The 23,791-nt window shown below is 58.6% G+C and carries 21 protein-coding genes and 2 tRNA genes; 18 read left to right on the top strand and 5 right to left on the bottom strand.

Features of this window, described 5'->3' with window-relative positions:
* Positions 1-325: 325 nt before the first annotated feature.
* The 5 genes from KGL31_10900 (at position 326) to KGL31_10880 (ending at position 6,589) form a co-directional block, all read left to right on the top strand.
* A complete protein-coding gene (locus KGL31_10900) occupies positions 326-1,003 on the top strand; it encodes an ABC transporter ATP-binding protein (GenBank protein ID MDE2322401.1) in 678 nt (225 codons plus the stop codon).
* Positions 993-3,569 (top strand): FtsX-like permease family protein, encoded by a 2,577-nt coding sequence (locus KGL31_10895; protein ID MDE2322400.1) that lies wholly within the window; start codon positions 993-995, stop codon positions 3,567-3,569. Before KGL31_10900 ends, KGL31_10895 begins: the two co-directional genes overlap by 11 nt.
* Positions 3,559-4,692, top strand: coding sequence for a carotenoid 1,2-hydratase (locus KGL31_10890; GenBank protein MDE2322399.1), 1,134 nt, complete (start codon positions 3,559-3,561; stop codon positions 4,690-4,692). Before KGL31_10895 ends, KGL31_10890 begins: the two co-directional genes overlap by 11 nt.
* Before the next feature lie 218 nt (positions 4,693-4,910).
* Positions 4,911-6,152, top strand: coding sequence for a HAMP domain-containing histidine kinase (locus tag KGL31_10885; protein ID MDE2322398.1), 1,242 nt, complete (start codon positions 4,911-4,913; stop codon positions 6,150-6,152).
* Positions 6,149-6,589 carry a response regulator transcription factor gene (locus KGL31_10880; GenBank protein ID MDE2322397.1) on the top strand — a complete coding sequence of 147 codons (441 nt, stop codon included), beginning with the start codon at positions 6,149-6,151 and terminating at the stop codon, positions 6,587-6,589. Before KGL31_10885 ends, KGL31_10880 begins: the two co-directional genes overlap by 4 nt.
* 206 nt (positions 6,590-6,795) lie before the next feature.
* Here KGL31_10880 and KGL31_10875 read toward each other — a convergent pair whose 3' ends face one another.
* The gene (locus tag KGL31_10875) at positions 6,796-7,455 is read right to left on the bottom strand and encodes an endonuclease III (protein MDE2322396.1); all 660 of its coding nucleotides are present in this window, start codon (positions 7,453-7,455) and stop codon (positions 6,796-6,798) included.
* Positions 7,456-7,482: 27 nt separating this feature from the next.
* Positions 7,483-8,148 carry a TIGR00730 family Rossman fold protein gene (locus KGL31_10870; protein MDE2322395.1) on the bottom strand — a complete coding sequence of 222 codons (666 nt, stop codon included), beginning with the start codon at positions 8,146-8,148 and terminating at the stop codon, positions 7,483-7,485.
* A gap of 328 nt (positions 8,149-8,476) precedes the next feature.
* Between KGL31_10870 and xseA the strand changes: the two genes are divergently transcribed.
* Genes xseA through recN form a run of 6 tightly spaced genes read left to right on the top strand, consistent with a single transcriptional unit; the run spans position 8,477 to position 14,323 of the window.
* Positions 8,477-9,697: an exodeoxyribonuclease VII large subunit gene (xseA, locus tag KGL31_10865; GenBank protein ID MDE2322394.1), complete on the top strand. Its 1,221-nt coding sequence runs from the start codon at positions 8,477-8,479 to the stop codon at positions 9,695-9,697.
* Between the two features lie 2 nt (positions 9,698-9,699).
* Positions 9,700-9,954 (top strand): exodeoxyribonuclease VII small subunit, encoded by a 255-nt coding sequence (gene xseB / locus KGL31_10860; GenBank protein MDE2322393.1) that lies wholly within the window; start codon positions 9,700-9,702, stop codon positions 9,952-9,954.
* A gap of 10 nt (positions 9,955-9,964) precedes the next feature.
* Positions 9,965-10,882 (top strand): polyprenyl synthetase family protein, encoded by a 918-nt coding sequence (locus KGL31_10855; protein ID MDE2322392.1) that lies wholly within the window; start codon positions 9,965-9,967, stop codon positions 10,880-10,882.
* A gap of 6 nt (positions 10,883-10,888) precedes the next feature.
* Positions 10,889-11,758 (top strand): TlyA family RNA methyltransferase, encoded by an 870-nt coding sequence (locus tag KGL31_10850; GenBank protein MDE2322391.1) that lies wholly within the window; start codon positions 10,889-10,891, stop codon positions 11,756-11,758.
* The gene (locus tag KGL31_10845; GenBank protein MDE2322390.1) at positions 11,755-12,609 is read left to right on the top strand and encodes an NAD(+)/NADH kinase; all 855 of its coding nucleotides are present in this window, start codon (positions 11,755-11,757) and stop codon (positions 12,607-12,609) included. The genes KGL31_10850 and KGL31_10845 overlap by 4 nt, the downstream gene beginning before the upstream one ends.
* Positions 12,610-12,613: 4 nt before the next feature.
* A complete protein-coding gene (gene recN / locus KGL31_10840; GenBank protein MDE2322389.1) occupies positions 12,614-14,323 on the top strand; it encodes a DNA repair protein RecN in 1,710 nt (569 codons plus the stop codon).
* Positions 14,324-14,682: 359 nt separating this feature from the next.
* On the opposite strand, the gene KGL31_10835 is transcribed toward recN, so the two are convergent.
* Both KGL31_10835 and KGL31_10830 read right to left on the bottom strand, forming a co-directional pair.
* Positions 14,683-15,423, bottom strand: coding sequence for a hypothetical protein (locus KGL31_10835; protein ID MDE2322388.1), 741 nt, complete (start codon positions 15,421-15,423; stop codon positions 14,683-14,685).
* Positions 15,424-15,538: 115 nt separating this feature from the next.
* Positions 15,539-16,186: a DUF4145 domain-containing protein gene (locus tag KGL31_10830; protein MDE2322387.1), complete on the bottom strand. Its 648-nt coding sequence runs from the start codon at positions 16,184-16,186 to the stop codon at positions 15,539-15,541.
* A 410-nt stretch (positions 16,187-16,596) separates the two neighbouring features.
* Here KGL31_10830 and KGL31_10825 point away from each other — a divergent pair, with 410 nt between their 5' ends.
* Together KGL31_10825 and KGL31_10820 are read left to right on the top strand one after the other, a co-directional pair.
* Positions 16,597-16,851, top strand: a complete 255-nt coding sequence (locus KGL31_10825) for a type II toxin-antitoxin system HicB family antitoxin (GenBank protein MDE2322386.1) — start codon at positions 16,597-16,599, stop codon at positions 16,849-16,851.
* On the top strand, positions 16,848-17,078 hold the full coding sequence (locus KGL31_10820; GenBank protein MDE2322385.1) for a type II toxin-antitoxin system HicA family toxin: 231 nt from the start codon (positions 16,848-16,850) through the stop codon (positions 17,076-17,078). The genes KGL31_10825 and KGL31_10820 overlap by 4 nt, the downstream gene beginning before the upstream one ends.
* Before the next feature lie 94 nt (positions 17,079-17,172).
* Here the strand turns inward: KGL31_10820 and KGL31_10815 are convergent.
* Positions 17,173-17,259 (bottom strand) — tRNA-Leu (locus KGL31_10815).
* 82 nt (positions 17,260-17,341) lie between these two features.
* Here KGL31_10815 and KGL31_10810 point away from each other — a divergent pair.
* From KGL31_10810 to KGL31_10790, 5 genes are all read left to right on the top strand, one after another.
* Entirely contained in the window at positions 17,342-17,740 is a 399-nt protein-coding gene (locus tag KGL31_10810; protein ID MDE2322384.1) for a PaaI family thioesterase, read from the top strand.
* Position 17,741: 1 nt separating this feature from the next.
* A complete protein-coding gene (locus KGL31_10805; protein MDE2322383.1) occupies positions 17,742-18,569 on the top strand; it encodes an SAM-dependent chlorinase/fluorinase in 828 nt (275 codons plus the stop codon).
* Between the two features lie 39 nt (positions 18,570-18,608).
* Positions 18,609-18,684: transfer RNA gene (locus KGL31_10800), tRNA-Thr, on the top strand.
* A gap of 702 nt (positions 18,685-19,386) precedes the next feature.
* On the top strand, positions 19,387-20,769 hold the full coding sequence (locus KGL31_10795) for a sigma-54-dependent Fis family transcriptional regulator (GenBank protein ID MDE2322382.1): 1,383 nt from the start codon (positions 19,387-19,389) through the stop codon (positions 20,767-20,769).
* A 535-nt stretch (positions 20,770-21,304) separates the two neighbouring features.
* Positions 21,305-23,701, top strand: coding sequence for a hypothetical protein (locus tag KGL31_10790; protein ID MDE2322381.1), 2,397 nt, complete (start codon positions 21,305-21,307; stop codon positions 23,699-23,701).
* The last annotated feature ends 90 nt before the right edge of the window (positions 23,702-23,791 follow it).

Raw genomic sequence — 23,791 nt, 5'->3', positions numbered from 1 at the left:
CTGAATCTCCATGATGTCTCCATTTGCTTTCGCCTCCTCATAGAATGTTCTTTAGATAAAGCGACTCGCAGTACCGCCGCAACCTTACTTCATTCACACTATACACGCAACAAACGGCCTCCTGCCGGCAGGCAGGATAGATGGAAACGGATAACGGTCAACGTCATTACACACTGTTTCGGATTAATAGAAGTATCTATACCCCTCGTCTATTGGCTTGTCAATCGAATTTCTGGCTTTTTGTACGAGCGCCTCCAGGAGCGGGCACGTTGACTCGGCGGAAGGTACACGTGATAATGAGTTAGAGTTAGATGAGGGGGCGTAGATGATCAGACTGTGGCAGATTGCAAAGGTCTATTCGCTGGGCAAGGTTGAGGTGCGGGCCCTGGATGGTGTCACGCTGACCATTGGGCCTGGGGAGTTTGTCGCATTGGTCGGACCGAGCGGTTGCGGCAAGAGTACCCTGCTCAACCTGATGGCCGGGATCGACCGGCCGACCTTGGGGGAGGTGTGGCTTGAGGGGGAGCGTCTGGATCGTCTGTCCGACGATGGCCTTACGCGGCTTCGCCGGACCAAGGTTGGGATCGTCTACCAGTTCTTCAACCTGCTTCCGACACTCACCGCCAGGGAGAACGTCGCCCTACCTCTCCTGTTAGATAGCTTGCCGCGCGGTGAGATCGAGGGACGCGTTGAGCAGGGACTGCAACGGGTAGGGTTGACACACCGCGCGGAGCACTGGCCCCATGAGCTGTCCGGCGGGGAACAGCAGCGGGTGGCGATAGCCCGAGCGATCGTGGCTGGGCCGCGGGTTGTCCTGGCCGACGAGCCGACCGGAAACCTGGATTCGGTAGCGGGTGGCGCGGTCCTGGATCTGCTCGAGGAGTTGCATCGGAATCACGGCCAGACGATTGTTCTGGCAACCCACAGCCATGAGGCGGTGAAAAGGGCCGGTCGGATTATCCACCTCCGCGATGGGAGGATAGAGGGGCTCGATGGGTCCTGACGTGCATACCTGGTCGATCATACGGCTTACCATCCTTCGCCATCTGTGGACGAGCCCGGTCAGAATGCTGGTAACCATAACGGGCGTCGCCATCGGTGTCGCCACCTTCACCGCAATCCAGGTGACCAACGAGAGCGTCTTGCGCTCGTTTACGCGGGCCATCGATCTGGTGGCAGGTCGAGCCACGCTGGAGATCTCCGGTGGCGAACTGGGCATCGACGAACGGCTTCTGCCGACGGTGCAGCGGGTGGACGGGGTATCGGCTGCCGCGCCAATCATGCAAGCCGTCGCTTCCGTCGCGGATCAGCATGGCGAAGCCCTTCTGCTGATGGGCGTCGATCTGTTCGCCGAAGATCCGTTTCGAGAGTATCGACTGGCTGACGGCGACCGTCCGCCCGGGATGGAGGAGTTGCTCAGCCCCAACGCAATCTTTGTGACTGCTGCGTTCGCAGAGGCGCACGGACTGCAGAAAGGTGGAACCCTCACCCTTCTGGTCGGGCCGAGACGACAGCGGTTCAGCATCAAGGGACTGCTTACCTCGCAAGGGCCGGCGCGGGCCTTCGATGGCAATATAGCGATCTTAGACATTGCCGCGGCTCAGGTAGCGTTCGGTAAGATCGGGCGACTCGATCGGATCGATCTGGTGACGGATGAGCGGGTGCCGCTGGATGAGATTAGGGCGCGCCTGGCAGACGTCCTCCCTCCACATCTGACTGTCCAGCGACCGGATCGGCGAGGCCACCAGGTGGAGAAGATGCTCAGGGCGTTTCGTCTCAACTTGACCGCCTTGAGCGCGATCGCGCTGCTGGTCAGCCTCTTCCTGGTCTACAATGCCGTTTCCCTTTCCGTTCTGGAGCGGCGGCGTCAGATCGGAATCCTTCGTTCACTCGGGCTCACGCGCGGTGCAGTGGCCGCGCTCTTTACCGCGGAAGGGATGGCGCTGGGGCTCATGGGCTCGCTGCTTGGAGTCGGCGGCGGGCTGCTGCTTGGCCGGGCCCTCCTGCAGACGGTCTCACAGACGGTCTCGTCCCTCTATGCCTTCCTCCGGGTAGAAGAGATCGAGGTTAGTCCGGTCCTGCTGCTCACGGCGCTCGGGTTGGGAAGCGCCGGCGCCTTACTGGCCTCCCTCGCGCCGGCCTATGCGGCGAGCCGGATCGCGCCAAAGGACGCGATGCAGATCGGGTCCTCTGAAAGGACCTGGGTGCGCCGCTCCCCGCTCATTCTCCTGTGCGGCCTCCTGCTGCTCACCGTCTCTTTCTTGTTGACTCGCCCGGGTCCGATTGGTGGCGCTCCCCTCTTCGGCTATCTTTCTCTGGCCTGCCTCATCTTTGGCGTCGCCTGTTTCACCCCCCAGCTCTTGCGCTGCATCGGGTCGGGCATTCATGCCCTCTGCGGGGGAAAGCGGGCTCCACTGCTTACGCTTGCGGCCGGCAACCTCTCTTCACAGGTCGGCCGAAGTGCGGTCGCGGTCGCCGCCATGATGACCGCCATTGCGATGCTGGTTGGGCTGACTCTCATGATCGGCAGCTTCCGGCGAACGGTGGAGCTGTGGGTGGAGCAGACGATCAGGGCCGACCTCATCGTGTCGCCGGCTGCCCGCTTCGTGAAGGGAAGTCAGGCAAGGCTTCCGGGCTTCTTCATCGAAGGCGCCGCTCGGATCCCCGGTATCGCTGCCCTCGACCCGTTCATCGGCCAGCGTGTCGAACTGCTCGGACAGCAGGGGCTGCTCGCGGCGGGGGACTTCGAGGTGGTTGCGGGTTACGGCAGGCTCCTGTTCAGGAAAGGGGAGTCGGCCATTGTTCTTAAGCACGCAAAGGCTGAGGGCGGGGTCATCATTTCCGAGAGTCTCGCGCTGTCCAGAGGGCTTACCGAGGGGGATCGGTTGCCTCTCTTCCTTCCCTCAGGTCGGGTCGAACTCCCGATTGCCGGGGTCTTCTATGACTACTCGACCGACGGCGGCAAGGTCGTGATGGATCGGACGCTCTGGGCGAAGCTCTTGGGTGAGCCTGGAGCCGACATCCTGGCGATCTATCTTCAGCCTGGCGCTGACCTCGCCGCTGTGCGGCGACAGCTTCTGACGATTGCGGGGGAGGGCAGCGCGATCGCGCTCAACTCGAATCAAGCGCTGAGGGCCAGGGTTCTGGTGGTCTTTGACAACACCTTTGCGGTGGCGCGCGCCCTGGAACTGATCGCGATCCTGGTGGGCGTGCTCGGGATCTTTAACGTCTTGTGGGCCTCGGTCCTGAGTCGCCGGCGGGAGATCGGCGTACTGCGGTCGGTCGGGGCGACGAGAGCGCAGCTTCTGCGGATCGTCCTGGGGGAAGCGGGACTCCTCGGCCTGTTGGCTGATCTGCTTGGCCTGCTTGCCGGCATCGCGCTGTCGCTCATTCTGATCTATGTCATCAACAAGCAGTCATTCGGCTGGACCATCCAGTTTCAGTTCTCCTGGTGGGTTGTCCTCAAGTCGTCGATCATTGCGCTCGGTACGGCATTACTGGCCGGCTATCTGCCTGCAAGGCAGGCGGCCCATCTGAACATCGCGGCGGCAGTGGCGTATGAGGGATAAGGGGTTCGGAATCGCAATGCCTGTGCTGAGCCTGGTCGAAGCAGTGGCGCTCTTTTGCCTGCTTAGCGGGTTTATGGCGTCGGCAGAAGCGGCCTTCCGGCAGGCGCTTCCCGGCTATCGATTTGCTTTTCCGCGGGATCATGCCTCGCATCCCGACTTCAAGACCGAGTGGTGGTACTATTCGGGTCATCTGCAGACCGAGGACGGGCAGCGGTTCGGCTACCAACTGACCTTCTTTCGGGTTGGCGTCGATCCGTCTCTGAGAGGCACAAGCCGATCACTCTGGGCGGTTCGAGACTTGCATCTGGCTCACTTCGCCCTCTCTGACCTCACACATCGACGCTTCCAATACTGGGAGCGCCGCAGTCGCGGCGCCCTGGACTCGGCCGGCGCCTTGACCAAAGAGTTCAAGGTCTGGAACGGCCCATGGGAAGCCAGTGGAGACGGGAAGGCCCAGCATTTAATCGCTCATGTTGAGGGGTATGCGATCGACCTCACCCTGAGCCTGAGCAAACCGCCCGCCATCCATGGCAGTAATGGCGTGAGCCAAAAGGCGGCCGGGCTAGGCCGTGCCTCTCACTATTACTCGCTTACCAGGATGACCACCAAGGGGATCTTGACCTTCGCCGGAAAGCGGCAGACCGTGACCGGATCAACCTGGATGGATCACGAGTTTGGGAGTAACCAACTTACGGAATCGCAGGTAGGCTGGGACTGGTTCGCGATCCAGCTTGAGAATGGCGCCGAGCTGATGCTCTATCAACTTCGGTTGACGGATGGCCGTCCTGATCTCCACTCCAGCGGCAGCCTGATCCATTCGGACGGGCGAGTCGAGCATCTGCCGCGCAGCGCCTTTATGCTGACGCCGCAAGAAGTCTGGCAGAGTCCGAAGAGTAGCGGTCGGTACCCGATCCGATGGCGGGTCCAAGTCCCCGACCGACACCTCGACCTGTCGGTGCGGGCAGCGTTTCCCGATCAGGAGCTGGATACGCGCGGCAGCACCCTGGTCACCTACTGGGAAGGGTCAGTCGCCATTTCTGGGACTGCGGGTGACCGGCCGATTTCCGGCGTGGGATATCTCGAAATGACCGGTTACGTCGCACCCTTCCGCGAACTCTACTGAGTCCAGAAGATCGGTTGGTCAAGCGCCCTCCGAAGACGATATCAATCATCACATCTCAAGTTCTGATATTCTCTTCTCCGATATTACAGGACTCTATATGTTACTATTATCTGGTCGATTCTATTTAACGATCCTGTATAATAAAGTATATTGCGTAAAGAGACACAACGGTTCGCCAATATGACCGAACAGGTAACGAGGTAACAGGGAGCTGAGACATGACGGAGGCACTCCGAAGCACCGGGCGGAGTTGGGCTCTCACCATCACCATCATTCTTGCCGCTGAGATATTCGTGGCGGATCTCGTACTGCCACTGGGGCTGGCGGTCTGGCTTCCGTATGCGGGGCTTGTGCTGATTTCTTTATGGACGCCATCTCGAAGGCACACCCTCTATAGTGCAGTGGCCGCAACGGCCCTCCTCCTGCTGGCCGCCTTTCTTGCTCCACCCGGTTCCTCCGATATCACGCCACTTCATGCCTTGTTTAACCGCGCGCTCGGCGTCCTGTTTATCTGGATGACGGCAGGCTTCTGCTTTCAGCGCAAGCGAGTAGAGGAAACGGAGAAACACACTCATGAAGAGCTTGAAAGGTTGGTGAAGGAGCGGACAGTCGAGCTTTCACAATCTAATGAACAGTTGCGACATGAGGTGACCCAGCGTAAGGTGGCGCTCGCGGAGCTGGAACAGACCCGACGACAACAACTGGAATTAAGAGATCAGTTTCTTTCCCACGTCTCGCATGAGCTTCGCTCGCCCTTGACCGCCATCTATCAATTTGTGACGATTCTCTTGGACGAATTGGCCGGTGACCTCAGCAGTGAGCAACGGGAGTACCTGGAGATCGTACTGAGGAACGCCAACCAACTTCGGACGATGATTGAGGATCTCCTGGAGGTCACCCGGGTTCAGACGGGTAAGCTCTCGATTGAGGCGCAGCCTACCTCGATAGCCGAACTGATCGGCGAAACCGTCAGCTCCCTGCGTACGCTTGCCGGCGCGAAAGGCATCGCCCTCTCTGCTGACGTGGCCGCTCACCTCCCGTCTGTGTATGCCGATCCTCAACGCGTCGGACAGATTCTTCGGAACCTGATCGAGAACGGGATCAGATTCACACCTGATAATGGGACCATCACCATCCGTGCCCATCTGTTTGATGAAGAGCGTCACGCTATCCGCATTGCGGTGGCCGATACCGGATGCGGAATAAGCCCCGAGGAATGCGAGAAGATTTTTGAGCGGTTGTACCAGGGAACAAGCTCTATCGAAGCCAGCCGAAAGGGTCTTGGACTTGGACTGTCTATCTGCAGGGAATTGGTTTCTCGCCACGGCGGGCGAATCTGGGTGGAAAGTCAACTCGGGCGCGGCAGCACATTTTTCTTTACGCTGCCGATCTTCTCATCAGCGAACCAGCTTGCACCCCTTGCTGTCACTGACCATCCACACAAAGGAGCAACGGCATGATTGGAAAAAAGATTCTGGTTGTTGATGATGATGAAGATATGCGACGCGGGCTGGGCATACGGTTGAAAGCCAGCGGCTACAATGTTGTCCTCGCCCACGATGCCATCTCTGCAACCGGCATGGCGCGAAAGGAAAAACCTGATCTGATCATCCTTGATATTGGACTGCCCGGAGGAGACGGCTTCATCGTGATGGAGCGATTGGTATCGATAACCGAGACCTCCGTACCCTTTATTGTTGTGACCGGCAGAGATCCATCGACGAACAGGAAACGGGCTCTGGATGCCGGCGCCAGGGCCTTCTTCCTCAAGCCTGCCGATAACGATCAGCTTCTGGCCGCTATTGAGAAGGTTCTGGGCGAAACCGAGCGGCCTGCGCCGACGGCTGGCCCGCATGGACCGTCCAAGGAGTATTGGGATCTGTCGACGGACGATTAGCAAGGTCTCTAGGTACGGCCGGTTCGGGACCAGACACTTACCAGCGCTGCACCTGAAAGGTTGTGCCAGATACTGAAGAGGGCGTCAGGGAGCACCGCAGCGGGCGAAAGATATTTTACAGCCAGTGCCACATCGCCCCTCGCCAGATAGGTGATCACATTCGACGCGATCCCCCCTTGTTCAGACCGTGACGATGAACGTAGGTTTTACCGATGGATGGTCACGCCGACCTTGGCGCACCAGCGCTCGATCGGGCAGCGGCTGCAGAAAGGGGAGATCGGCCGGCACAGGTGCTGCCCGAATGGGACCAGCAGGTCGTTGTAATAGATCCAGTGCCGCTTCGGCAGTGTCCGCCGAAGGGCCATTTCGGTCTGTTCGGGGGTCTTAGTCTTGACGTAACCCCAGCGGTTCGAGATCCGATGGACATGCGTATCGACGCAGATCCCCGGCTTTCTATAGCCCACCGTTACGACAAGGTTAGCGGTCTTTCGACCGACCCCATTGAGGCTGAGAAGCGCCTCGAGAGTATCGGGGACGCGCCCGGCGAACTGGGTCAGAAGGGTGTGGCAGACCTCACGGATGGCTCTGGTTTTGATCCGATAGAAACTGACCGGGTAGATGGCCTTCTCGATCTGCCGCTCGCTCAGCATGAGCATCGTGTCCGGCCTATCGGCAAGCCGATACAGCCGATCCGAGGCTTCACCCGTGACGTGATCCTTGGTTTGCTGGCTCAGGATGCAGGAGATCAGGACTCGAAACGGATCGCGGGACTCCTCGGCGATCTTGCCCACGACGCCGGGCTCCCAGGCGCTGATAGCTTGTCGGACCTGCCCCAAGATTCTAGTTATCTGCCGGTTGGTGACCAATGGGCTGATCGTACGGAAAAGGAGATGTCAAGGGGTCAGAGAATTGGAAGTCGAGGAGTTCTTGATGATCTGGATGACCTCTTCAGGATGATGAGCCATTTTGAGTAGTGCGAGGTCGTCCGGGGAGATCTTCCCCTCGCTCGTGACGGGATCGCGGAGCCACTCCTGCAAGCCGCGCCAGTAGTCATCATCTGTGAGGATGACCGGGAACGGCTTGATCTTTTTGGTCTGGATCAGCGTGATCGATTCAAACAGCTCATCCAGCGTGCCATAACCGCCTGGCAGGATGACGAACGCAATGGAGTGCTTCACGAACATGACCTTTCTGACGAAGAAGTGCTGGAAATTCACAAGGTTGGTCAGATATCGGTTGGGTTCCTGCTGCTGGGGAAGCTCGATGTTGAGACCGACCGACACACCACCAGCCTCGTAGGCGCCTTTGTTTGCCGCTTCCATGGCTCCAGGGCCCCCGCCGGTAATGACGGCATACCCGTGCTGGGCCAACAAGCGGCCTATCTGCTCGGCCATGGCATAGGCGGGATCATCTCGTCCGATATGCGTCGATCCGAAGACAGAGACCGCCGGCGGAATCTTGGCGAGCACCTCGAATCCGTCGACGAACTCTGCCACGACGCGGAAGATCATGCGGATGTCATGCGCGGCCAAGCGGTCAAGGGCGAATGGGAATTTCATGTTGAGTTCAATGCCTCCCTCATTATCCTTTAAAATATAATTATAACACGTCAAATTCTAGTGAAATAGTGGTATGGCCCCCTCAAGAACGGCGATGGAAATGTCTAGCGCGGCCACCATGCGACTTCCCATGGCCGTGTCACACGCCGTCGCACTCCGTCGGCGGCTCGACAGCATGCTGCAGCCTGGCAATTCCGCGCGTCTCGACCAGTGCGCGCTTCGCGCACTGCCACTTGTGAGCGGGGAGCTTTATTTTTGAGAAGGCAATATCTCTTTAGGACCGGGGAATGCGTTTGACAACGGGGTGGGCGTATGTTAAGAGAGCCGCATGGCCACCCTTCAGCCGCCGAAGATCTACACTGTCAGCGACTTGACTGCCGAGATTCGCGCCCTCCTTGAAGACTCGTTCTCCGGAATCTGGGTGGAGGGTGAGCTTTCCAATTTTCATCAGCACTCGTCAGGTCACATGTACTTCAGCCTCAAAGACGAGGAGAGTCAGATCCGGGCGGTGATGTTCCGGATGCAGAATCGGCAACTCAAGTTCCAGCCAAAAGACGGACTGGCGGTTCTGGTCTATGGGGAGATCGGTGTCTATGAGCGTCGCGGCGAATATCAGATCGTTTCGGAGTACATGGAACCGAAGGGGCTTGGGGCCCTGCAATTGGCGTTTGAACAGCTTAAGGAGAAGCTGCGGGCGGAGGGGCTGTTCGACGACGCTCGGAAGCGGCCGATTCCTATGTTGCCGAGGCGGATCGGGGTGATTACGTCGCCGACAGGGGCGGCCATTCACGATATCCTCCAGGTCCTCCGGCGGCGGTTCGCCGGCGTCGATGTCCTGATCTATCCTGTGGCGGTGCAAGGTGATCAGGCGGCCCCTCAGATCGTCGAGGCGCTCGGTGAGTTGAGTCGGCGAGGGGGATTGGACGTCGTAATTGTGGCCAGGGGGGGCGGCTCGATCGAGGACCTGCAGGCCTTCAATGAGGAGACGGTGGCCAGAGCGATTGCGGCTTGCGGGATTCCGGTCATCTCCGCCGTCGGCCATGAGGTCGATTACACCATCGCTGATTTCGTGGCGGACCTTCGGGCTCCCACGCCGTCTGCCGCCGCTGAGCTGGTTATCGCCAAGCAGGACGAACTGGCGCAGCGGCTTGACGACCTTCACGCGCGGATGACCGGCGCCATGCGGTCGAGACTGCACGGTCTGAGGGTGCGGATGACCGGGCTGGAACGTCACATACGACTGCTGAATCCGGTCGAGCGGGTTCGAATACAGCGGCGTCGCCTGACAGAGCTGTTGAAGGGTCTGACCGGCTGGACCGATCGACGATTGACGGCGCTTCACAGTGAGCTGAAGGCTACTGCCGGCAAGCTGGACTCGTTGAGCCCGTTGGCCATCCTGAGTCGGGGCTACAGTATCTGTCTTCGACTGCCTGATCGGGAGATTGTGAAAGACAGTTCGACGGTTATTGCGGGCGACCTCGTCGAGGTGCGCCTCCATCATGGGCAGTTGCAATGCGACGTCCGTGAGATCCAGCCTCAAGAAGGATAGGGATGGATAAAGAAGAGGTTCCATTCGAAGAGGCGCTCAAGCAACTTGAGGCGATTGTCTCCCGTCTCGAGCGTGGAGATCTCCCCCTTGAGGAAGCCCTTTCGGTCTTCGAGGAAGGGGTTCGGTTGACCAAGCTGTGCTCAGCGCGGTTAAGCGAAGCCGAGCGTCGGGTCAATATCTTGACGCGCAGCGTCGAGTCGGTCTCCAGTGAACTGGAAGAGCGGCCATTTGAGGAAGAGGGTGAGGAGGAGCTGTGAGGGAGCAATCGTGACGTCGGATGAGTTGGAACGGTATCTGGAGGAGCGGCGGGTCCTCGTCGATGAGGCCCTGGAGCGATACCTCCCCGGGACGGGTGACCCCCCGAAGGAGATCCATGAGGCGGTTCGCTACAGTGTCTTTGCGGGGGGTAAGCGACTGCGGCCGATCCTGGTCTTGGCGGCGGCAGAGGCTGCAGGCGGACAGGCAGAACAGGCGCTTGGCGCAGCGGCCGCCATCGAGATGATCCACACCTATTCCCTGATTCATGATGACCTGCCGGCCATGGACGACGATGACTTTCGGCGTGGACGACCGACCTGCCACAGGGTCTACGGCGACGCGATGGCCATCCTGGCGGGGGACGCGCTACTGACGCAAGCCTTCATTCTCCTGTCGGCGGAAATCCCCCCGTGTCCCCCTTTACCAAAGGGAGGGCATGGCCCGGAAGCCCACCTCAAGGTCATCCAGGAGATCGCCCAAGCTGCGGGCAGTAAGGGGATGGTTGGCGGTCAGGTTGTAGACATCCTGAATGAGGATCGTGAGATAGATCTACCGACGCTGCAGTATCTGCATACGCATAAGACCGGCGCCCTGATTCGAGGCTGCCTGCGGGTGGGCGGGATTCTCGCGGCAGCCGGTCCGGAGCAGTTGGAAGCCCTGACGCGGTACGGCGAGCGGATCGGACTGGCCTTCCAGATTGTGGATGATATCCTGGATGTAGAGGGAAGCCTGGAGGCGCTAGGGAAACAGGCTGGGAGTGATCTACGCAAAAAAAAGGCTACGTTCCCGGCTCTTCTCGGGATCGAAGAGTCGCGGCGATGGGCCCACCGCCTCGTGTCCGAGGCGAAGCAGAGCCTCGTCATCTTTGGCGATCGCGGGGCCATACTGAGCGCGATTGCCGATTTTGTCGTGATGCGGCGGAGGTGATGACGCATGGCGGCTGTGAGCCGACGCCTGCTCTCGAATGCCGACTGGCCGGTTGCGAAGAAGGCCGGCCGAATCCGACTGGACCTGGCGATGCAGGAGCAAGGTCTGGCTGCGAGCCGCGAGCGGGCCAGGGCGCTGATCCTGGCGGGAGTTGTGCTGGTAGACGGCCGGATGGTGGACAAGGCGGGAACCTTGGTGCCGGAAGAAGCTCGGATTGCACTTGTGGTTCCCGAGCACCCGTACGTGGGGCGCGGGGGTGTCAAGCTTCAGGGTGCTCTGGAAAGATTTGCCATCTCCGTCACCGGGCGCGTCTGCCTCGATCTCGGCGCATCAACGGGTGGATTTACTGACTGTCTGCTTCAGCATGGCGCCGCCCACGTCTATGCTGTTGATGTTGGGCGCGGACAGCTCGATGCGAGGCTCAGGGCCGATCCACGGGTCGTCGTCATGGAACGGACTCACGCACTGACCCTCCTGCCGACCGACTTCCCGGATCGACCGGATCTTGCAACTGTAGACCTTTCGTTTATCTCTCTTGCCTCCATTCTCCCGGTTCTCCCATCGCTTCTTGCCGATTCCGGCGATATCCTGGCGCTGATCAAGCCGCAATTCGAGGTCGGGAAGGGTCACGTCGGAAAAGGGGGCGTAGTCCGTGATCCCGAGGCGCATCGGCTGGTCATTACAAAGGTCGGCAGGCGATCCGTGGAATTGGGGCTGCGGATCCTTGGTGCGGCCCCTTCCTGCCTGCTCGGACCAAAGGGAAACCGCGAGTTTTTCATCTATTTAAGTAAGATCGGGATAAGTGTCACGCCCGAAGAGGCGGCCGAACAGGCGGTTGGGGCCAGCCCTGATCCCGGTCGAAGGGAAGGCGCATGAAACGGATCGGTATCATTGCCAAGCTCCACAAGCCGGAGGCCCGGGCCATCCTCCAGGAGCTGCTACCGTGGCTCACGGCCAAGGGTGTGGAGGCGGTCCCGGACGAGGAGACCGCCAAATTGGCCGGGATTACCGGCGCTCAGTCGAAGCCTGATCTGCCTAGACTTGTAGATCTCCTATTGGTTCTGGGGGGGGACGGAACGCTCCTGTCGGTGGCGCGTCTGGTCGGGACGCGTGACGTGCCGATCCTGGGAGTGAACCTTGGCGGCCTCGGGTTTTTGACCGAGGTCACCCTGGAGGAGATCTACTCAACGCTGGATGCCGTGTTGCAGGGAACCTATGAGGTGACCCAGCGGATTTTGCTGACCGCGACAGTCTACCGGCAGGGGGAGCGGATCGCCGAGTATGTTGCACTCAATGACGCGGTCATCAACAAGGGTGTGCTGGCCCGAATGATCGAGCTGGAGACCTATATCGACGGGCGATATGTGACGACCTTCCGCGCCGACGGCCTCATCCTTTCTACTCCGACCGGCTCCACCGCCTACTGTCTGGCGGCCGGCGGGCCGATTGTTTATCCGACCCTTCGCGCGCTCGTCGTGGCCCCGATCTGCCCTCATACGCTCACGCTACGTCCTATTGTGATTCCGGATACCGCAAAGATAGAGATCGTTCAGAGCTCAACGGACGAGAACACCTGCCTGACCATGGACGGCCAAGTCGGATTTACCCTCCGCCATCGCGATGTGATCAAGGTCGTCCGCTCAGACCATACCATTACGCTACTCAAGGCGCCCGGGAAAGACTATTTTCAGATCCTCCGTACAAAGCTGAAATGGGGCGAGCGTTAACGCCGTGCTCCGCGAGCTCCACATTACGGATTTCGCCCTGATCGACGAGCTTCGGGTTGAGTTCGGCCCCGGCTTGAACGTCCTGACCGGCGAGACTGGGGCAGGCAAGTCGATCATCATCGACGCCTTGGGACTCACGCTAGGGATGAGGGGCGAGGCGGAGCAGATCCGCACCGGGGCCGACGGGACGACGGTGGAGGCCGCGTTCGATCGCTGCGACGAGGAGGCTCGTGGACTGCTCGCCGACAGTGGGATCGACTGTCCGCCGGATGAATTCCTGGTCGTACGGCGCGTACTCCTCCGGGAGGGGAAGAGCAAGGCCTACCTGAATGGCCGCCTCTCGTCGTCGGCGTGGCTTCGGAGCCTCGGCGAACTCCTGGTCGACGTCCATGGCCAGCACCAGGGGGTGGCCCTGACCCAGCCTTCCCGCCAGCGGCTGCTCCTCGACGCGTACGGCGGTCTGACAGATGATGTGGCGGCGTTCCGCGCGCTGTACGGCAGGCGGCAGGCTCTGAGGGTGGAGATGGATGTTCTCCGCGCGGGCGAGCGGGAGAAGGCGCAGCGACTTGATCAACTTCAGTATCAGCGGGGGGAGATCGCAGCCGCGCGCCTCGTCGAGGGGGAGGAAGAAGCGCTCATCCAGGAACGGACGATTCTCATGCACGCCGAGCGGCTGCACGCTGCGGCGCACCTGGGATACGAGGGTCTGTATGGAGAGCAGGGCTCGGTGGCGGGCCGCCTGGCCGCGATTGCTTCAAAGCTGAAAGATGCGCAGCGTATCGATCCGAGGCTGCATGGGATGGTGGATGCCTGCGAGGCGGCCATCGCGTCGGTTGAGGATGCGGCGGCCCAGCTCAGGGACTACAGGGAGGATGTGGCCTTTGACCCCGAGCGCCTGGAGCAAGTGGAGGGACGCCTGCACGAGATCGGCAAATTGAAACGAAAATACGGCGACTCAATTGCCGAGATTCTCGAATGTGCAAAGTCGGCTGAAGAGGAGTTGCAGCGTCTGACGAGTTCAGAACAGCGAGGCCAAGAAGTGGAGCGGGAACTGGCAACGCTGGAAGGGACGCTCGCGCAGCGAGCGGCTGGCCTCACCGCGCGCCGGAGAGCGGCGGCCGAGCGGCTGGCCAAGGCAGTGCAGGAGCAACTACAGGCTCTGAGGATGGAAAAGGCGGCCTTTGCCGTCCAAGTCAGGCCGCATTCCGAGTCCGGCGGTTCCGGGCTGGAGGCACATGGGGCAGACGAGGTGGAGTTCCTGATCGCCCCGAATCCCGGCGAAGAACTGAAGCCGCTGGGCCGTATCGCCTCTGGCGGCGAGCTGTCCCGGGTGATGCTGGCCGTCAAGGCCATCCTTGCGGCTTCTGATCGGATACCGACGCTGGTCTTTGATGAGGTGGATGTAGGGATCGGCGGCGGGATGGCTGCGGTAGTAGGCCAGAAGCTCTGGACGATCGCGCAAGAGCGGCAGGTCCTCTCCATCACGCACCTGCCGCAGATTGCGGCCTTGGCCGACCGTCATTTTTCGATTGTCAAGCGTGTGAAGGGAGCTCGCACTGAAATCGCTGTCGAGCTGCTGGAGGGCGAAGAACGGATTTGCGAGATTGCCAGGATGCTCGGCGCAACGGAGCGATCGGATACCCCTCTGCACCATGCCCGGGAGATTCTGGAGGCCGCCGAACGGTGGAAAGCTGCAAGGGCGTCAGGATCGTAAAATCGATATTGCCTCCCAACGATGGGTCACCGCGATGAATGACTATTACGGTGTCACTTTGTCCCCGAATACCTGTTACCCTCGACTCCGGTCTATACACCCTACGACCTGAATGGCACCGTTACACACCATGCAGTCACCCACACGACTTCCGGAAGAGCCAGCGATATGATGTGGTGCCGAAGCAGGGACTCGAACCCCGATGAGCATACGCTCACGGCGCCATGAAGGCGGGTGCTCCGTCTCTTAAGCTATCGAAATGCTTCGATTCCAACAGGTTGGGGCGATGGCAAGCTTTGCTGTAGTGGGGTAGAGGAGGGGGGAGCGAGAAATCGCGGGCTTACTTTCGGGCATACCGGCTACCCGGAATTACACAATTGGATAGCTTGTGCTGTAAGTGACATCAAGCCTCCGAGCCGAGTAGCCATTTCCGCCTTCGTGTTGTCTAGGTTCACACCTGCGCGATGGTGACCCAATTCGTTTCGGAGGCGCGTATAGACCGTCTCCGTAACCTTTGGCTTACCAGGCTGCGGGGTCTGCGGCACAGTAGGGTCTTTCGTGATGATGAACGCATCGACACCGGCTTGGTCTTTACGGAGCATTAGGAGTATGTTGTAGAGGTGCATGAATGCCTCCACCGGACCGGTCGACTGACAAGCTGAACGAAAAAGCCCAAAATAATCCTCGCCAGGTAGCGAGGGCTTCTCCAGCTCCGCCTTAAGTTCGGCAGGGGGAATACCAAGGACAAGTTTAGCGGCGAACCCGACGCAGACGACTGAACCGGCTGCAACTTCCAGTACACCGGGTTTAGAGTTCAGCGGGGAGAACTGGTCTTCGGTCATTCGGGCCTTCTCTATGGCAAGATTATGCCGGATACTCATCCGGTCCAAGGCTTTCTCGGTCACTTTCGCCGCAAGAGCTCTCCCTTCGTCGTGCGATGCAACTGAGCTCAAGTAGACAGTGGTTCGTATTTCCTCTCCATTCTGCCCCACAATGTCGACTTTCTCGACGCTCGCTTCGTCAGGGTTAAACTCGAACGACTCAAACTTTAGACCGTTGCCTTTGATTGCTGCAACGAAGGTGACCGCTCCCTTAAACATCACTGGTATCCTCCCGAAAATCGAACACCATCGCGCGACCTAATGTGTTGCTGTGCAATGGGCTGGCACAGACAAGCGAAGTCGCGTGATGCTAGTGGCCCGTCCGCACCAGCAGTTAGTTAGACGACTTCTTGTCTCGTTGACTGATTTGGTCACGCTTATCCTCAGGAAGGCTTCCATAGAGAGTCTCGATCATCTTCGGCTGAGTAATCATTGCTTCCGCAATGACATTGATCAGATGAAATAAGGCAATGGCCGTCTCCGGCTTGTCATTCAGGTCTATGGTGCCTGGGTGGACCGCCTCATTACCAATAACTCTAACGATGTCGAGGCTTTTCTGAATTTTTGGATTTAGACCCTGCTTCACAAGCAGAGAAATATCGTCATTTATGTTCTTCCCAGATCCGCCCAGGTGCTTGCACAGTTTTTGAATGCAAAGTCGAAGAAGCGCTGCCGCGCCACGCGGAGAATGGCCGACTATGGAACTCGCTTCGTCATAATCTTCTCGTATGGTTTCTGGCAAATCTGAATTCGGTGGCGGCGCTTGTGTTGCAGCGGGATGGATCAACGTTGTGTCAACCCAAATGGATTCCTGCTGGCAATGTGTACACCAACCGAAAGTCACCCCACCGACCTCTTCAAAGTGCAGGCCGGTAAAATTTGCGTGAGCCCTGCCCCAGAGCTGTTTCGCGTACGCGTTACACCTCGGGCAATGAAATGCCGATTTATGTACCTCGGGTGGCGTGAATGGATGTCCGCTCATCTTGATTGCCTAGTTTCGTCGTCTAACTGCTGAGTATGCTGATCGGCCACGCCCATGAAATCTCTAACGAGCGGGGCTATTGTCACGTGCTTCCGACGACCTGTCAAGGCCTTCTGAAACCCGCCGTTACCGGGAAATGTTGGTTGGCATAATTCTGGCGGGACGGCAGCGGACCGTGCGCGGAGCGGACCCTGCGGGCGCGCCAAGTACCGGCTTGAAAGCGTGGGTAGGGTCACCCCAGACCTCACTCAGCCCTTCGATGTAAGACCCTGAGTGAGTCACTCTGCGAGCTGCGCATCAACCAACACTTGACAGTCCGTGAAATAATGCATCTCTACTTCGTTGACGGGTCCATATCGTTGTGATACAAAAATTGCAGCTACAGGGTATCCATAAGGAGGACGCGAAATTTGGGAGCTAAGGAGTATAGCTACACGGTCCTTTTTGAGCCTGCCGAAGAGGGCGGGTACGTTGTGACCTGCCCAGCGCTGCCTGGTCTTGTGACAGAGGGCGATACCCTCGCAGAGGCGCGCGAGATGGCTCAGGACGCCATCCGAGCTTACCTTGAAAGTCTGCGTAAGGACGGGCTTCCTGTTCCGCCTGATAGAGAGATTAAGCTGAAACCGGTCAAGGAGAAGGTGAGGGTAGCCTTTGAAGCTGCATGAAGCGGCGGTTGCCTGCCCTCATGCCACGGCAGGTTCTTCGGGCTCTACAAAGAGCTGGCTTTCTTCTCCATCATGCATCAGGAAGCCATTACGTTCTTAAGTATCCAGGCAACCCCACGCTTCGAGTTACCATCCCTTTCCACACCAGAGACCTCAAGCGTAGGACCCTTGAATCGATAATCGATCAGGCTGGGCTTACCATCGAACAATTCCTCGAGTTGCTCTGAGCCGAGCAGAGGTAAACCTCTCGAAGAAAGTCGATTGTCTTTTTTAAATACGAAGGGCCTCAGATATCTGAGGCCCGTGAGTTCTTGAAACTGATGGTGCCGAAGCGGGGACTCGAACCCCGATGAGCATACGCTCACTGCGCCCTGAACGCAGCGCGTCTACCAATTCCGCCACTTCGGCACTGGCGTCGTCAGTCGCCTCCGGTCATTACTTGTAAAGGGTCAACTCGTAAAAGTCAACGGAAAAAGCGCAGGAAGAGCCCATGAATTACGAAGACGATCAGATGTGTTTTGTCTGCGGCAAGCAGAATGCAGACGGCCTGCACCTGCATTTCGAGTTGGTTGGCGATGATCGGATCCGGACCGAGTTTATCCCACCGAAGAGGTTTCAAGGCTGGAAAGATATCCTGCATGGAGGGATTATTGCGACCATTCTTGACGAGGTGATGGTGAACAACGCCTACTTGCGGCAGATCATGGCCGTGACGACCAAGCTTGAGATGAGGCTCAGGCGCCCGGCCGCTATCGGCGCGCGGTTGATCTTTTACGGTCAGATCGTAAAGCAGGATAGCAGGACGGTCACGACGAAGGGGTGGGCCGAGCAGGAGGACGGGGCAATCGTTGCCGAGGCCACTGGTCTTCTAATGAAAGTCCGAGGATAGGATGGGAGGGGACACGCGCCGAGTCGTCACGTTGCTGACGGATTTCGGGTTGAGCGACCCATTCGTTGGTATCATGAAAGGGGTGATCCTCGGGATCAACCCCGATGCGGCGCTTGTCGATCTGTGCCATAGCGGCAAGGCGTACGACGCTGCCGAAGCGACATTTCAGCTCATCGCGTCCTACCGCTACTTCCCCGCCGGCACGATCCATGTTGCAGTCGTTGATCCTGGGGTAGGCGGGCCTCGTCGGCCGATACTCGTCACCTGCGACGGCCATCTGTTCATCGGCCCGGACAACGGACTCCTGGCTCCGCTGGCAGAAAAGGCCGGGTCGAAGGTCAGGGCCGTTGCCGCGGTCCGGTATTTCCTGCAGCCGGTCAGCACCACCTTCCACGGACGCGACATTTTTGCGCCCGTAGCGGGGCATCTGTCGCTTGGGGCTGAGCCCGCCGAGTTCGGAGAACCGATCAATGACTATGTCCGTTTGGTACTCCCGCGCGCAGCGCCGTCCGGGGCCTCATTAATCAGGGGGAAAATTCTCCACATCGATCGGTTCGGTAACCTGGTGACGAATATTGGCCGAGTTGATCTGGAACACTTGGCGACTGGGGATTCTCCGGCAGCATGCATGGTGTATGTCTCTGAGATGGAGATTCCGGTTGTTGCCTACTATGGCCAAGTTGCCCCTGCCGCACTTGGCGCGGTCATTGGAAGCGCCGATTATCTGGAGATCTTCGTAAATCAGGGGGATGCGTCCCGGCTCCTCGGCATAGAACGAGGAGCAGAGGTTATGGTCGGCCGGAAAGACGCCGAAACGCCTGCAGCTTGACAGCTCTGAGGCCCTTGACTATAGTAGTCGCACTCTCCCGCCGGCGTAGCTCAGTTGGCAGAGCAGCTGATTCGTAATCAGCAGGTCGAGGGTTCAAGTCCCCCCGCCGGCTCCACAGATAGAAATCTCATTATTGTGACGGAACCGCTCCTTACTTGAAGACGATACGTCTTCGGAGGTGTTGAACATGGCGCCGGGGTGACTGAAGTGAAGCCGAGACGATATCGACCTGCCATCACGGCTCTGATTGGTCAAGCCCTCCGTAGAGTAACATGTTGCGGAGGGCTTTGTATTGCGAGATGCCCTCCCGTTCGTCGCCAGCGCTAGACATCTTCTCCGTTCCATAGCCCTTTGTCTGAAGTCAGATACTCCGTGGACGAAGATGCTACCGTACCCATCACGTTGCCGACCTCTTGCCAGCGAATGTCGAAGGATGATGACGCAGACGCCTTTACATCCATACGACGCCAGAGGGCCCTGTTGGTCAAGGAGCGAAGCAGATGGAGGTATCCTTTCGTACACTGTAGTGTAACAAAATCATACTGACTTGGGACTCGCTCGGTCGCAAGCGGCTAGACCCGAGTCTCATAACCGCTTGACTGTATGGAGATTGGAGGTTTTTTCTGCCAATACCTCGCTGATGGCCCGTGGCTTGCGTACAATTCAACGCGTTCAGTCCCCAGACCGCTGGGTGTAGCTCGATGGATTATGCTGCGTGACTTCACCGTTCCTCTTGAGGTTATAAGCATTGTGCGAATAGAACCATCACCCGCATGATCTTCCAACCCCTTTTGATTGGGAGACAGGGAGGTTTCCAATGGAGAAGCCACGGATTCTCGCCGTCGAGGCTGATCCCCACATGCTGGGCTTCCTGAAATCCGCCCTGGAACAACACGGCTTCATCCCCATACTCGCTTCGGATTCTGAACACGCCTTACGTACCCTGGCCCTGACTGCTGTCGATCTGGCGATCCTCGATTACAAGCTACCCGGTGAACCCTCAGGTTTGGAACTGGCCAGACTTATGAAACTGCGGGACCCAGGGCTACCTGTCATTCTCATTACAGCCTTCAGTTCCGAGAAGCTGGTCATCGAAGCTCTCAGGGCGGGGATAGGTGATTACTTTCTGCAGCCGTTTGCATCCGACGCTCTTATGGAGAGCATTCGGCGGCTTTTAGCCTCACGCGAGCCGCGTATTCGTCCGGTACCAATCGACATGACCGGTGGCGCTCCCGACTTGATTGACGGACATCGGCTGGTCGGCGAGAGTTCGCTGATGAGGGGGGTCAAGACCCTCATCCGCAAGGTTGGGGCGACCGATAGCAACGTGCTCATTACGGGGGAAACCGGCACAGGCAAGGAACTGGTGGCTGAGCTGATTCACAAAAACGGTGAGCGAGCCGGAAGGCTGCTCGTCTGCCTCAACTGCGCCGCGATTCCGGAATCTCTGACGGAAAGTGAGTTATTCGGCTATGAGCGGGGGGCGTTCACCGGCGCCTACGCCGCCTACGAGGGGAAGCTCAAGCAAGCCGATGGGGGAACGGTCTTCCTGGACGAGATCGGCGACATGTCGCTATCCGCCCAGGCGAAGCTGCTTCGGCTGTTGGAGAAGAAAACTATCCAACGAGTGGGTGGGCGAAGGGACGTGACCATCGATCTTCGCGTCATCGCCGCTACCAACCAGGATCTGGAAGGGCTGATGGCTGCCGGTAAGTTTCGACGAGATCTCTATTATCGTTTGAACGTTGCGTACATCGACCTGCCGCCCTTGAGGGCCAGGAGGGACGATATCCCGCTTCTGTTGAGACACTTTATCCGTGAACTCAATGCGGGGCTTGCTAAACGGGTATATGGAGTCGCCCCCCAACTGGTTGAGCGGCTACTCCAGTACGACTGGCCAGGCAACGTCCGAGAGCTCAGGAATATGACAGAGGTGTGTCTGATGAACCTTGATGCCGGTATAATCGACCTGGATCACATGCCGGAACAGTATCGACACCGGTGGGCGGGCAACGCAACTGCCGAGAAAGAGTCGATTCTGAGTGCCCTGTTTGCGACGCAGTGGAACAAGAGTAAGGCCGCCCAGAAACTGCGTTGGTCCCGGATGACCCTCTATCGGAAGTTAACAAAATACCACATCATCAGCAGTCGTAGCAAAACTGACCTTGACACGCCGGTGCTGTCGGACAGCAGACTGTAGCATCCCCCTCTCGATGTGACACCGGTGTGACAGTGCGGTGTGACAGTTCAAGATCGCGGCTCCTCCCCCGTTACTGCCTCTAATGGCGTCGGCTAAGGTAGTGATTTTCCATGCGCTCTTAATCCCTACCTGCTCTGCTTCTCCGCTGTCCTATCCCCGCATCAGTTCAAGCACGCGTAACACCCCGCTGTAATACCCCCTGCCGAGAGGGTAAAGCTCTGAATGAGAGAAACCTGGAGAAAATGCTGTTGTTATGACTACTTATACAGGATCGTTGCCGCGTATCCCAGGGTGGCCCCGTATTTGCTTCCTGAGTTTGAAGTCGCATGTCCTAAGCCGCGTATAGGCGACGGACATCAGCTACATTCAGGTGCGAGCCGGCTTTTTGTATCTGGTGGCAATCATGATCAGGCGCTGACGTACTTCATACCTGAGGAGGTCTACTTCAATCGTGGGGGAGAGCTTGGCTTAAACTGATCACACTTCATGTCTTGGCAGTGGGGTCCACTTCGGATTTCAAGCTAAGGAGGAGTTCATGACAAAAGAGAGTAGCCCGAAGAGGGAAGGCTTGTCTCCCACGGAAAAAGTCTCGATCCCGGCGGAGCGGGGAAAGTTTAACAACCTCATTCTCGGCAACCCCAATTACTTTGGCACCTTTCCCAAGTTCGGCGGGAAGGCGATCAAACCACTCAGTGGCGATACGACCTACGAGGAACTGACGTGCTTGGGCCTGAATCCCACCGGCTCTTTGGGAAACGGCCTTCTGGAAGGCGTTGTCCGCATCAAACAGCATTTCGGTTACGGCACCGACGCCTGCGGCGCCGGTACAACAGAATACGTGCGGTTTTTCGTGCGCGATGCGACAGGTTGGCATGACCTGGGTCTGAGCTCGGTCCAGGTGTACGATCTCGCCGGCCCGCTTCCACTAAGTTACTCGGTCTCGGTGGACTTCAGTGAGGCGCGCAAGTTCTGCCAAACGGAGAATATCGTCCAGGTACGCGCTATTCTGTCGTGGCAATGGGCACCCACTCCAGGCGATCCCAACTTCATTCCTGTGTGGGGCAACGTGGTCAGCGCCAACGTCCAGGTGGCACCCCTGTTGCTGTTTGAAGTTCCGATCGGGGAGCTGATTGTGGAAAAGGAGCTCTCCATTAAACCAGACCTGCTCAAGCAACTGGATGCCAAACAGCCGCTACCAGCCAATCCGCCGAAGGCTCTGAGCTTCGGCGAGCTGAAGGCGTTGTATGCGGACAAGAAAGTTCCGGGCCACCGCTTTGGGTTTAGCGATGCAACCAAACTGTCAAAAGGACCGATCACGACGGCTCTGCCTCCAATCCCTGCACCGCCGCCGGGAACAGCACCCGGTAAGGCGAAGGTAGCCGTTGAACTATCCGTGTCTGTGGGCTTGGTGGCAGGCGCGGAGCTAGGTGCAATCCTGGCGGGAATCGAAGCAACCAGTGGCGACACAACTTTTGAGGAATTGACCTGTGCGGGGTACAACCCTCACACTCGTGCGCTGGAAGGCATTATCCAGGTGAAACAGAGCAGCGGGTACTCCGGCGGGTTGTGTACACCCGGCAGCACGGAGTACGTGAGCTTCTTCGCTTTCTTTGGTGGAGCCTGGAACGCTTTGGGCACAGCGCAGGTGCAGGTCCACGATCTGACGGCGGCCAGCCCTGCACACCCGATCAGCTACGCGGTGTTCCGGATTTCGAACCTGACATCGGCGCCGTGCCAAGGTTTGGAAGGCGTCCCACTGCGCGCGATTCTGTCCTGGGAAACGCCTCCCACCGGTCCGAACTTCATTCCAGTGTGGGGAAATATTCTCAATACCCATGTTCAGCCGCAAATCGTTGCCGGTGTGGGTGAGGAGATGCGGTTGATGCGCATCGGCCGGGTGACCGTCGCAAACATCGACAATGTGACTGGCCTTGCCGTGGTTGATCCCGTTTTCGTGCCGCCGTTTCCGCCGGGTCTCGGATATGTGGCGGGCGACTGCCCTGGCCTGGGCAGCCCATGGCTCGGTCCCCCCGTGCAACCCAATAGCCCCTTCGGCGGTGAAACCATTACAGAGGGTGATTTCATCCCAAAGATCGATGTCTTCGATCACACCACCGGTATGCTCTCGCCAGGAGCCAAGCCCATCATCTACCAGGCATGGGTAACTCCACCTGTCGGAACGGCCTTCCAGCTCACCGACTCGTTCGGCATCGAGCTTTATCCTCCGAACGCGGTGGGCGGGGTGTTCTACATGCAACACGTCGTGCCTGCTCCGGGTCCGGTCCCGGGTGGTATCCCCGGAACGCAGTACTACATCTACTGGGAGTCAGATCTGCAGGCGGTGAATCCGCGGACGTTGGCGGTGTTTGAGGCCGGAGGCCTCGCGGAAGGCAACTATACCATCGAAATCCGTGGCTTCAAGTGGGATGGCGTAGCCAGTTACGTGTCGATCCCACCGCAGAGCAAGACGATCCACGTCTACAACGGCTATCCGCATTTTGAGTTGACTGCCGGCGGCCCCCCGATCCAGGAGTTCCGGCCAGAGGTGTTCATTACCCTTACGTCACCGTCGGGAGACTGTGGTGATGTGCAGGTGGGAGACATCATCAAGGGCAGCTACGACGTGACGGATGAGTTCTTCGGCATCGTCAGCATCGCTCTGGTACCCATCACCGTTGGGGGCATTCCACAACCGGAGAACCCGGTTGTGCTGTCCAACGCCAACTACGGACAGAGCGAGGTAATTTACGACGGCACGAATACTGGCGGAACCAGCGGAACCTTCACGTTGTCTACCGTCGGAATGACGCCGTGCGGCTACACCATATTGCTGGGAGCGTGGGACCGGGCACTGGTGAGTAGCAGTTGCTCGGGCCATTACAACGAAATGGGGGTTGGTTTCTGCTTGCGGGCAAAAGTGACCCCCAAGTAAGAAGATCGACATCCATTGCGGTAGCAATTAGGACGCGAGCACGTTGACTGCGGAGTCAGCAATCAACACAATGGTGCAACATTCAGGTGG

This window comes from Candidatus Methylomirabilota bacterium, assembly GCA_028870115.1.
In the GTDB taxonomy this organism is placed as follows: Bacteria; Methylomirabilota; Methylomirabilia; order Methylomirabilales; family Methylomirabilaceae; genus Methylomirabilis.
Note: the sequence above shows the minus strand (reverse complement) of the source record. Positions and strands in the feature narration are given on the sequence as shown.